The organism is Dysgonomonas sp. 216 (assembly GCF_010501065.1).
In the GTDB taxonomy this organism is placed as follows: Bacteria; Bacteroidota; Bacteroidia; order Bacteroidales; family Dysgonomonadaceae; genus QVMM01.
On record NZ_QVMM01000003.1, the window covers coordinates 158,472 to 170,944 of the forward strand.

Consider the following 12,473-nt stretch of genomic DNA (forward strand, 5'->3'; position numbering starts at 1 on the left):
TTTAAAGATAGGAGATAAAAACAAAAAAATGTAAGGTTAAACCTTTTTTTAGAGTATGAAACGACAAATATTTAAGAGTTGTATTTTGTTATTAATGATATTAGGTGTAAGTGTTATAACAAAAGTAAGTGCTCAGCAACAGAATCAACATTATAGATCGTACATAAACAAGTATGCTAGTTTGGCGTCGGAACACAGGAATAATTATAATATTCCGGTAAGTATAAAATTAGCTCAAGCTATATTAGAAACAGGTGGAGGACGTAGCGACTTGGCATCGAAATATAATAATCATTTCGGGATCAAATGCAACAAAGACTGGACTGGCCGTTGTATAACAAAATCGGATGATCGTCCCGATGATAAATTTAGGGTATACAATAATGCCAAGGAATCGTACGAAGATCATTCCATCTTTTTATTAAAACCTCGTTATAAAAAATTATTTGATCTTAAAACAACAGACTATAAAGGATGGGCTCATGGACTTAAAGAATGTGGTTATGCCACAGATCCGCGATACCCCGATAAGCTTATAACAATTATTGAGGAATATAAGCTATATGAATATGATAGAGGAAAAGTTATAACACATTCGTCTTCGGGTACAAATAGAAATACCGGACGACACCAACCCATTATTATGAATGGCATGGCATGTGTTGTTATTAAAGATAATAATACTACGATTGAAGAAATAGCTAAAGACTTTAATTTTAAAGCAAAGGATTTAAGAAAATGGAATGATATTTTTAGCCCGGCTAAACAGCTTAAAGCTGGAGATATTGTTTATTTTAAGGGTAAAAAATCGAAAGCAGATAAGCCGTTTTATGTGCATGCAATACAATCAGGCGAGTCGTTACACGATATTTCTCAAAAATATGGAGTTACGGTAAAAAGCTTGTATAAAATGAATAACTATAAAGATAGCCATATGCCCAAAGTTGGGGATACTGTAAGACTCAGATAAAAAAATAATTAATAGAAAAGAATAACATCTTTTCCGTGTAGCTTAGGATTAACCACGTAAAAAACAAAGAAGAATGAAACCAAACAATTCAGCCTTAGTGCTATTTTCGGGAGGACAAGATTCTACAACTTGCTTATATTGGGCATTGAAGAAATTTTCGTCCGTCCGTACATTATGTTTTACTTACGGACAACGACACTCGAAAGAAGTTGAGATTGCCCAAAGTATAGCCGAAAAAGAAAATGTTCCTTTTCAGTTGTTAGATGCTTCTATCATCAGTCAACTATCAACAAATTCTCTGACAGATGAGTCTGTTCTAATGGATAAAGAGAAACCGGAAGATTCGTATCCAAATACTTTTGTACCGGGTCGTAATTTATTATTTCTGACCTTTGCTGCTGTTATAGCACGTAGCCATAATATGCAACATATTGTAACCGGTGTGTCGGAAGCCGATTACAGCGGATATCCCGACTGTCGCGACACTTTTGTTATGTCTGCTAATACAAGCATCAATTTAGCAATGGACGAGCATTTCATAATACACACACCATTAATGTATCTGGATAAAGCCGCTACATGGGAGTTGGCTGACAACTTAGGTGCTTTTGATATTATAAAAAATGAAACTCTCACTTGTTATAATGGCATTCCGGCTGACGGATGCGGAGAATGCCCCTCTTGTTTGTTGCGAAGAAAGGGATTGGAGGAGTATCTTAAACGTAGAAATAAAAAGTAATAATTTATCTATAATATGAAAATAGAAGGATTAAGCCATCTTGGAGGCAAAACCGAATATAAAGATGATTATGCACCGGAAGTGCTGGAAGCGTTCGATAATAAGCATCCTGAGAATGATTATTGGGTAACATTTAATTGTCCGGAATTTACCAGCCTTTGTCCGATAACAGGTCAACCGGATTTTGCGACTATCCATATTAACTATCTGCCGGATATTAAAATGGTCGAAAGTAAAAGCCTAAAATTATATTTATTCAGTTTTCGTAATCATGGAGCGTTTCATGAGGATTGTGTGAATATCATAATGAAAGATCTTATAAAACTGATGAATCCTAAATATATCGAAGTTATAGGAATATTTACTCCACGAGGGGGAATCAGTATTTATCCTTATTGTAATTATGGACGCTTGGGCACAGAGTATGAAGATATGGCCAAAACTCGCCTTATAAATCGTAATCTGCAGTAAAACACATAAAAGTTTACTGTCAAAATATTGGAATTAAAACATAATTATATTACTTTTGCACACGCATTCGGGATGTAGCTCAGCCCGGTAGAGTACGCGTCTGGGGGGCGTGTGGTCGCAGGTTCAAATCCTGTCATCCCGACGAATGAATATTAAAGACTTACAGATAAATTCTGTAAGTCTTTTTAGTTATAGTATAAATTTGTTCCTATAAATCCAAATTTCAAACCAAACATAACAGCTTGTCATCTGTACTTTTATCCCCTATTGAATGAGAAAGCCCAACAATAACACCTTCTCCTACAATTGCAGAAACAACTGTTGAGCCATTCGGGTCACTATGATTTGCTTCCCAAATAAATAGTTTGTGTACCTCACATTAAATATATTTTTCCATGTACCTTTAGAATTTGTTCGTTTTTGCATAGAAGAAATATTAAAAGTCACGCCTTTACAGCTATAATCACGATCAAAAGTGATACCATTTCCAAGAATATTATACCATTTTTTTCCTATTACTACAGTTTTCATTAATGTCAACTGCTCAATTGCCAACGAGCTTATTCTTTGTCTTATATTTGTACATCCCGTTACACTAAATATAAAGAAAAATATTACACTATACACTTTTCAATTCTTTTATTACTTGTTCGCCAATTGTTGTAATATTTGCATCGTTAGTTATATTCTCTCCTTGAATATCTTTCTATATATAAACTGTCTTTTAAACTATATATAGTTGTTGTGTAAAGATTTTCTTTCTCTTTTCTTATTTCATATTTGGAGTTAGTAGCGTTATATCCAATTATAAATGGTAATGATTTATTATTTTTGTCCCATATGTAGCCCCCAAAAGAGTGATGATAAGTAAAAAAATGATTCCTAAAAGTATTTCCTTTTTCATATAAACTGTATTTTTCGTAAATAATGAGCTCTAATTATCAATCAATAACTTAATATAAGATAGAATCTCCTCGCATTTTTCTTTTTCGATGAAAAATTGCCATGATAACTCTTGATCTCCACCATCACCTCCTTCTCTAATAATAATATTATTACTTCCTGAGTATATCTTGCATAATTCAATGTAATTAATGACTCCATTGCTTTGATCTACAATATTATCTGTTATATATTCAACATTCTGATGTAGTAAAAGATTTTTGTCAGAAAGTATTATCAAATTATTACTCCTATAAGATAATGCTCCTATGAGATAATCAATATTAGATGGTGTAACTTTAGCCAGACCTGCAATAATAGTATAATTTTCTTCTACGTTTATTTCTGTTTCTATATAATCATTAATATTTAAACTCCTAGAGAAGACTCCTTTATAACTTCGAATCTTACTTTTTTGCTTTTTATCACTTACACTATATAAATATATGAACTGATTTGTTAGCCTTGAAAATAAATATTTATTCAAAAAGGAATTGTAATTAATTAAAAGTCTATTATATAAATCATTATTGCCGTGTGTCCCTTCAAATATGATTTCTATAATATTATAATTAATCAAAAAACTTTTATCTGTTTCTTGATTAATATTAAAGCATTCATCTCTATTCCAAGCATTAATTCTTAATGAATCTTTTATTAAATCGGTATATATAGAAATAGAAATATTATTGGTCATAATTATGATGTTGTTTTAATTTATCTGTTTTTTCTTCTATTTTTCCTGCATTATAATGTTTTCCTTGTGAACCTCCATCTGGATATTTTACAGGATTATCCTTTCTTATTAAAACTTTTTCCCCTTTACTATTTGTGTATTCATATTGCTTTAGAGGCTTCCCTGTATTTTTATCTCGAACGATGCTTGTTTTATCAGGTTGTTGACTACGCGGAATTCCATTTTGATCTTTAGCATTTCGTAGAGCCTCCCGACTTGTTTTATTAGTTGTACTATTTGCTCCATCAAACAAATTAAATGCATTCTTATCTAGTTTCTTTACAGCATTTCCTCCTACTGCGGGTATCAACAAACCACTCTTTGCTGCATCAACGTCTTCGAAAGTTGCAGGACTAAAACTAATTCCGATGTTATATACTCCGTTAGATTCAATAGAGAATTTTGCTGGAGCCCCCGTTAATGCTGTTATTAATATAAATGCATCTTGCAAATCCGAATTATTTATTGCGCCAATCATAGTATTTGCCACTCCTTGGTTAAGGGCAGGACCTCCAATTATAACTTGTCTGCCATCAGGGTCAATATATTTTACAGGATTATTCAAACAATAGGTGTAGGGGCTAATGCTGTAATACTTTTCAGCCAACGGATCAATAACATGCCATCGAGCAAGGGTTGGGTCGTACATACGAGCTCCGTAATCGAGGAAGTTTTGCCCATGCATGGTTTTTACCTGTTTTCCGTTAAAGCGCTCCAATGTATTGGAATTGTTTTTATAACTAAATTCAACCCCAAACGGATAATAGTGCCTCAGCGATTTTACGTTGGCAGCAGTCGCTGCTAAGTCGTATTCTGCCCTTACGCTTCCCAAATGGTCTTTTATGTATGCTAAATGCCTCACTTTCTTCGATACTATATTAAAGGTTCCTTCTTCGGTATAAGTTTTTTGAAGGTTTGCCAGTCCGCTACCACTTTTGTTGTATATTTTATTACCTACATAATACCTGTACGATGTAAATCGGATGTTATCGGATGTAAGTTCCACTAAACTACCCATTGGCACAGATGTTCCCTTGGCTGTAAGTTCCTGTTCGTAAAGCAACGTCCCTGTTGCATCGTATACGTATTCGGCTACGTGCCCTTCTTCCATCTGCAGCTTATATGGTAAATTTAAATAATTATACTTTATTTTACTAATTCTTTTATTATAATCGGTCACCATATTTCCGTTTTTGTCGTATAAATATTCAGTGCCGAGGCTTGCCCTGTCCGTGAAAAACATGGTATTGTAGGTTGCTGTATTCCGCTCCCCATCGTCAACAGCCTGGAGTTGATTTCCATTGTATCTATATTGGAGCAGGTCGGGTGTAACAGTTTCATTCCACGACGGAGCATTCAGTGTATATGTTCTTTTCAGATCGGTTATATTCCCATGTTTATCGTACGACAAGCTTTCGTTAAATTCGTCCATGTTTACACCATTGGTATATTTATCAATCCGGTGGAAACGCGATTCTTTCAAGCGTCCAAGGTTATCGTAGTCGTAGGTATAACCATATCCATAATTATTCCCTATTCCATCTGTTTCGAATCCGTAAGAAACAGCCGATATATTACCATTATAATATGCTTTTTTAGAACCAATCAGCGGATAGGTGTTCTCGGTATTATAAGCTATATTTTGCCTGAATAGGCTATTTCCTGCATATGTAAGCCAGCCTCTTATGTTGTACAAATATTGTGTATTGAATTTAGCATTGTATATTTCCTTTGTTTGAAGCTGTCCGTGCTCGTTGTATTTCATTTCAGACATAACGATTGGTGTTTCGTTATTTACCTGATAGTTGGTTTTTATGAGGCGCCCTACATGGTCGTACTCGTAAACATATTTTTCCGAAGTGCTTGCGACTCCCGGAATGGTATCAAAAACTGTACGTTTGTTTACATGCCCAACTTTATTACGCTCAAATTTTTCGATTGTGAGCCCGTTCAAAAGATGATAAGTCATTTTTACATCGGGTTCGTCCGAAGTCTCGTCATACGTAAATGCTTTATAAATATTTCGTGGGGTATCTTCCAATGTTTCTATCCGTTGCCCTGTTGGTTTTAATGCAGCAATGATAAACTCCTTTTTATAGCGGGATTCTTGTGCTATATATGTCCTGAGTAATTCTGGAAACTGAGCAGATTGAGTATAATTATAGTTGTCGTAATAGTTTACTATCAACGACCGTGTATTATTTATCTGATCCGATGCCGGATAACTTCGCCATGTATACATGTCTCGGCTACTAGTGCTGAATTCTTCATAAACGACCGAATTTGCATCTACTGCCGATTGCATTTGAGCCCATGTTGCGCTTTTGTTTAATACACCTTCTATCACTATCCGACCGAATGCGTCATATTTATAAAATGTCCATTTATTTTCGATACGCTGATTTCCGTTTTGTTGCATTCTGAGTCTGTCGGCTTTGTCATATACATAATATGTCCAATCGCATCCAGGCCAACGACTAGCTATACAACGGTTTCGGCTGTCATAGGTATATGAATAGCAATACCCATGTACTTTTTTATCTTCTTCGTTTATCCATGTTCCATAATTGCTTGTTTTAGATGCTATATAATCGCTCGCCATTGGAGGGAGTACATAACGCAAATTACCATAAATATCATAAACATAATATGTATCGTATTTTTTTTCTTCATTAATCTGCCTGCTTAAAAGCAATTGCTTGGAAGAATTATAAAAAGTATACGAAATATTATTGTCCTCGTCTGTTGTTTTTATAACGTTTAGTGTACCTTCCAAATATTCGTCAAGTCCTTGCCCAGCCTGTCCGGCAAGTTTAACCTGACCCCAAATAAGTTTTGAGTCACTAGCCTCAAACCATAGACATTTTAAGTTGGCATCGTTGCTCCAATTTAATGTTTTTTCGGTTTTCATATGTTTATTACGACTTCGCCATGCTTTTCCCGGACCATATGATAATACGATATTACCCAAGCTGTTAAGATAAGTTGTTTCATAACTTGCATCATAATCGCCATACACGGCCAGCATATCTTCCTGCATATCAGATTCTGTATAAAAAGAATTTTCACGAAAAGGATCCATTGGTATGGGCAACGTTTTTACCACTTCATTGCCATTCATATCATGAACGTAGAATGTTGCAACATGCCTTTTTTCGGGCGATGCTTGTCGTTGTATTTTTTGATTCAAAGTTCCCAAACCATCATAAAAGCTATCTTCTATTATGCTTTTTTTTGCGTTCAGATATGTTTTTGCCCTTACTTTATTTACCGGAAGATAATCGTCTCCATTCGATTGGGCTAATAAGGCTGTGCTCTGTAAGGAAATAAGGATACCGATAAATACAATAGCTATATATATTAAATTTTTCATACTTCAATTATTAATATTCTATTAATACTGCTCTTTTGTTCGGAATTTATATTCAAACTCATTCATTACACCCAATTTCCGTGATTCGATCATTTGTAACCTGTCAAATTTATCGTAAGTAAATTTAGAACCAGAGCCTAAAAAATCTCCGGAAATGTACTCAACCTGCGATGATGGTGTGTATTTATAATGCTTTATTTTTACATCTTTGTTTTGAGCTTTAAATTTTTCAAAGAAATTATCAACAACAGAAATACCACTCCAATCAGTATTGCTGTTTCTTACTATATTTTGTAAGTCTTCGCCCAGAATTAATGCTGCTTCATCATAAGTAATATTATCTATAAGCATTGCCGGCTTACGTTTGCCGTAATCCCATATAATTGTTTTTGGAACCTGATCACGCCCTTTATATGTAAGCAAATTACCTTTCTTATCGTATTGTAAAAATTCATACTCCGTTGTCATGCTGTTAATATCACGTGGCGACGATTCTAATTTTGAAGGAACTAATATGTTTTGATACTCTAGAATACCTTCATATTTGGGATGACAGGATGTCCACATACAATGGCAATAGCGCATTGAGTCTTTTATTCCAGCCTGTTTAAATGTAACTCTTTCCGCTCCGGCAGCTATTCCATTTATAGTTTTTCTTATTTCTACAGGACTACCTATTCTAAACTGGTTTTCTAATTCTTTTAGTTCTGAATTTTGATTTTGTAGAAATATATCCGTCGGGTACCGATATAGTGTTTCGTATACATTTCCTGTTTGGTCTGTCACTATTTCTTTATGTAATTGGCTAACCCAAACCATTCTATCTTCACCAACAGGAGTACCTCGATAACTGTATGATGAATACTTATCTCTCTTTATATACAGAGGTCTTTCATTTTTTATATAATCTTTTATTATAGTTTGACTAACTGACTTATTATTCTCTTTTTCTATATAAGTTCTGGTTTCTTTTATTACATCATATTTTTGATAATACCGTTTATACTCATTACCTTTTTTAGCAAACCACAACCTAAACTGCCCTGTTCCTTCATACATATTTGCTTCTATAAAAAACGAAGCCATGTCAATAGCTAAACTTGAATAATTTGATTTAAAGTGAGTATGAGCAATATCACTATATTTATATTCTATAATTTCAGTTATGTCTTTATTATCAAGATAACTATATGTTGTTTGTTTTTTTAACTTTCCTGTCATATAATCCAAATCGGGAAAAGAAAAATCTGAAGATAGATAATTTATTTCAGTACTGCCTATAGTTGAATAAACGGCCTTCCTGAACTCTTCTAATATATCTCCCTCATAGTTTGTATATTCATATTCATTTATCATTGCAGTACCTACAGCATCAAACCTTATCTCTGTAACATTAGAATAACCAATATGGTATCCTGAGCTGTTAGACAATGGTATTATAGGAGTAATAAAATTTTTGGAGACAGCAATTTCATTTTCATAACCATATTCCTGTGGATATACTTTGGCATTAAATGATATTGTATTCATAGGAATCGTATATAATATTCCGCTTTCTAGAGCTCCTTTCATTTTCTTATAGGAATATTCTTTTTTCGACTTAAATATCTTGAAAGTCCCATTCATAGATGCATTGTCAATATCGTAATCTGTAATTCTTTTTATACGTAGCCCTCCGGCTTGTTGAACATCTGCTGTATACTTTAAAGTGAAAAAATCGGGATTATCAAGACTCCAACAGGAAGATATTAGGCAATGTTCATACTTATTAAATGATTTGTCAATGTATCGTTTATACCTATTAGCTTCATATTCAAAAATGCTACATCCTCCGGTCGGATAATTTATCCTCGTTAAAATACCATTCGGATACTTATCTAATAAATCGAAACTCTTATCGTAGCCCCAATAGTCAACAAAATCATCTAAATACAATCGGACATTTTTATAATTGTGATATTCGAAAGAATAGGATTTCTCTGGACTAGAAAAGTTTGAGGAAAAAGAGACTTTTGTAAGAAATAAGCGTTCGCTTTCTTTCAGATCATCTGCACGATCCCCTTCTTCGTTATAATAAAAATTTATTTGTTGACTTTTATGTCCTTCTCCTACGTTTGGTCCTGTTTTTTCATATAAATCAATATTGTCTAATCTTTGCCATCTTAAACCCAAAATTGGTTTGTCATAATATGCTCCAGAAAAATAACTAGGCCATCTCACATATTGCGAACTACCGAACAATCGAACAGGTGCTCCTCCCCATTCATGGTCTTGTTTCACTTTTTTTATTTGCAGATAAGGATACCTTAAATTTCTATCAATGTACAATATATACTACCTTTTTCCATCATAAAATCAGTATAACTACCAAAAGGAAATGTTCCTTCGTTCCGAGAACATGATTCGACTCCACGTCCAAAAGGAATATTTTTATATGGACGCTCATGGGAGTCACTACTATAAAAAGCCATTGCCTGCTTGTTGGGGACATGAAATATTTCTGTCAGATATACCGGAGATATCAAATTCCCTCCAATATAAGTTCGATCTCCATTATATTGATTCCCAAATCTATTTAATTCATCCATATTTTTGTAGTAATAACCTCCATTGCCCCCATAAAAAGAATTTTCTTTGTATTTATAGAAGTCGGCAATGAATGGACCTCTGTTATAGCTAAGCTCAAATAAAGTATTACCGTATTTATCTATTACTTTTGTTAAATACCAAGCATTTGCAATCCAACGATCTTTCCATTTCATTCCTTCGGCCAACTTCCATTCTCCTGCTCCGTTAATACTTGAATAAAAACAATGATTATCTAATTTCGATTCTCCAAAAATATTTTGATTAAAAAAATCCATCGAAAACTCTATTGCATTTATATCGTATCCAAACTCATAGAGAGTGCCTTCATCATCCCGTAAACGAAATCCAGCAATTACTGTAGGAAATGGAAACTTGGAAGGTATAACATCTCTGTATTGTTCTCCTTCTTCTACATATCCAGCATATCCAAATATTGGTGCTATAAAATTATGTTCTTCATCTCGATCCAATATTTTATCTCGTGATCTGGATGCCCGAAAGATAACCTCAATATTCCAATCGCTTTGCACATGCCACTGTTTATCTGAACCGTAAAAAAACTTTCCTGTTTTCCCCATGACATTAAAAGTAAATACATCAGCTTCTAAATCAAGTGCATTCCCATTGTTTTCAAAATTTGCTAAATAGTTATAATTATTACTTTCTACAATTTCAAAAAAGCCACCTTTTTCCACAACCCATGATTCACCATTACTAGGATCTACGGCATCTGAACAACCATTCATTCGGGGTAATTCATCCTCATACCCATGAACAGTGCGTGTGATTACTCCTCCGGCAACCAAGCTCCAATTTTGTCCAACTGATGAAGGATGTTGGTTTATCCTGATCCCAGAAGCATCATAACTAAGATACACTGGCATGTCAACAATTCCGTTTTTGAATTCATGAATGGGAATTGTTACATTAGGTGTTCCTGTAAATAAAGATACCGGAACATCCCCGAATTTACCCAAACTTGCAGCATTTGGACTCTGTATATTTACAGGCATAGGTCTTTGTATCGAATGGTCTGCATTAACATAGATAGAAAAAAACAAACATAATATTGGCAATAGCTTCTTTTTCATAGCTTTTATTTTGAGTTATTAGTTTTTTAAAATTTTTTCAACAATCTGTTCATTACCTATATTAAAATGAAGAAAATAGGTACCACTGCTTAATCCAAAACAGTTAATAGACTCTTGGTATAGACCTGCTTGTTTGTTATATTGGTATATTCCGGTGATTTTCTTACCACTTACATCATATAATGAAATACTTACATCAACATCGTATGTCAGATAATATTCTATATTTAGTAGTGAAGCAATTGGATTAGGATAAAAGTTATAGGCAAAGTTGTTATTATATTTAAACTCTCCGATGTTTTTTTCATTCAGATCAGACTTTGGTTTTAAACTATTGTGAAGGCTATCTAAAACTGACAAGTTTTCACTATCATCAGCTAAGTAATAATGTTTCAATGGAGAATAAAAAAATGCCAACTTAAAAAACTCTTTGGTATGTTCATTATTGGTAGTACTCTTTGTTGTCTCGAAGATGGGATATCGATAGCCAGTAGCATACCATTGATAAGTTTCTATTTCAATGGTTTCTGAATCTGTAGATAAATAATACCTTATACTGTCAATTTCTAATAAATGAGCATCTTTTATCTCATCGCTAGTCAACAATGGAGATAATTTTTCTATGTATTTTTTATTAGTCTTTATCCGTAAAATATTATTTAAAGTATCTTTATTAGGAAGTATAATCATGCCTGAGGCATCAACTATCTGTGATTGAACACCGATTACATCCAAAGATAAAAAATCACAATATTTACCTTTTCCTTCATAATACTTAAAATAAGACTTCCCATATATTTCTGGAAATATCTTTGTTATTTCAGGGCGAATATTTATCATTTTTGTTTTAGGATTTTCATATCCTTTCAGGAACAATGAATCATTTATTATATGGTAATAATATCTTGTATCATGTTCGATACCAACTATTACTGTTTCTTTCTCTTGTAGATTAAGAACAATACTGTCTCCAGCTAATAAATAAGTTGAATCATTTAACATCCAAGGTTTAGTGTATGATAGTATATATGATTCATTTATGGTTTGTAATTTGCTAAAATCCCAGACTACATTTTGTCCCGATCGTCCTGGGTCTTTATATTCTATCTGTTGCTTAATAATCTCATCTCCAATACGGATAACATTGTTTTTGTGTGTTATTTGTGCAGATAAAGACAATACAAGGAATAATAAAAGTAGGGTTAATGACATTCTCATAGCATTGTTGGTTATTTATTTAATATTTGTTTTTTTGCTTAAAAATAAAAAAAATTATATAAACAATATAATTCGGAAGCAAAATAATTACACTTTCTTAAAATTTATAATGCAGCAATGCTATACCTTTATAGAAGAAATGAGTACAAAAATTATCCAAGTAAATCTTTGCTGGGATTAAGTAATAATTTCGGAAGCTTTTTTCGAGAAAGAATTAAAATTTGTGAATACAAATAATTTGTGTAAAAAGAGTCGGGATGAGATGACTCGAACATCCGACCTCCACGTCCCGAACGTGGCGCGCTACCAACTGTGCTACATCCCGATTTGTAGCACAAATTTAA

The 12,473-nt window shown here is 33.4% G+C and carries 8 protein-coding genes and 2 tRNA genes; 4 read left to right on the forward strand and 6 right to left on the reverse strand.

Annotation, left to right across the window (positions count from 1 at the left end):
* The first annotated feature begins 55 nt into the window (after window positions 1-55).
* From D0T53_RS03110 to D0T53_RS03125, 4 genes are all read left to right on the forward strand, one after another.
* Window positions 56-970 carry a glucosaminidase domain-containing protein gene (locus tag D0T53_RS03110; RefSeq protein ID WP_163264978.1) on the forward strand — a complete coding sequence of 305 codons (915 nt, stop codon included), beginning with the start codon at window positions 56-58 and terminating at the stop codon, window positions 968-970.
* 73 nt (window positions 971-1,043) lie between these two features.
* Window positions 1,044-1,709: a 7-cyano-7-deazaguanine synthase QueC gene (queC, locus tag D0T53_RS03115; protein WP_163264980.1), complete on the forward strand. Its 666-nt coding sequence runs from the start codon at window positions 1,044-1,046 to the stop codon at window positions 1,707-1,709.
* A gap of 15 nt (window positions 1,710-1,724) precedes the next feature.
* Window positions 1,725-2,180, forward strand: coding sequence for a preQ(1) synthase (gene queF / locus D0T53_RS03120; RefSeq protein ID WP_163264982.1), 456 nt, complete (start codon window positions 1,725-1,727; stop codon window positions 2,178-2,180).
* A gap of 68 nt (window positions 2,181-2,248) precedes the next feature.
* Window positions 2,249-2,322, forward strand: a tRNA-Pro gene (locus D0T53_RS03125).
* A gap of 792 nt (window positions 2,323-3,114) precedes the next feature.
* On the opposite strand, the gene D0T53_RS03130 is transcribed toward D0T53_RS03125, so the two are convergent.
* The 6 genes from D0T53_RS03130 to D0T53_RS03155 all read right to left on the reverse strand — a co-directional run bounded on the left by D0T53_RS03130 (window position 3,115) and on the right by D0T53_RS03155 (window position 12,454).
* Complete coding sequence (locus tag D0T53_RS03130; protein ID WP_163264984.1) at window positions 3,115-3,819, reverse strand: hypothetical protein; 705 nt, start codon at window positions 3,817-3,819, stop codon at window positions 3,115-3,117.
* Complete coding sequence (locus tag D0T53_RS03135) at window positions 3,809-7,231, reverse strand: RHS repeat-associated core domain-containing protein (RefSeq protein ID WP_163264986.1); 3,423 nt, start codon at window positions 7,229-7,231, stop codon at window positions 3,809-3,811. Before D0T53_RS03135 ends, D0T53_RS03130 begins: the two co-directional genes overlap by 11 nt.
* 21 nt (window positions 7,232-7,252) lie before the next feature.
* A complete protein-coding gene (locus D0T53_RS03140) occupies window positions 7,253-9,511 on the reverse strand; it encodes a hypothetical protein (RefSeq protein ID WP_163264988.1) in 2,259 nt (752 codons plus the stop codon).
* A gap of 26 nt (window positions 9,512-9,537) precedes the next feature.
* Window positions 9,538-10,911, reverse strand: a complete 1,374-nt coding sequence (locus tag D0T53_RS03145; protein ID WP_163264990.1) for a hypothetical protein — start codon at window positions 10,909-10,911, stop codon at window positions 9,538-9,540.
* A gap of 18 nt (window positions 10,912-10,929) precedes the next feature.
* Window positions 10,930-12,129, reverse strand: coding sequence for a T9SS type A sorting domain-containing protein (locus D0T53_RS03150; protein WP_163264992.1), 1,200 nt, complete (start codon window positions 12,127-12,129; stop codon window positions 10,930-10,932).
* Between the two features lie 252 nt (window positions 12,130-12,381).
* Window positions 12,382-12,454, reverse strand: a tRNA-Pro gene (locus D0T53_RS03155).
* Between the last annotated feature and the right edge of the window lie 19 nt (window positions 12,455-12,473).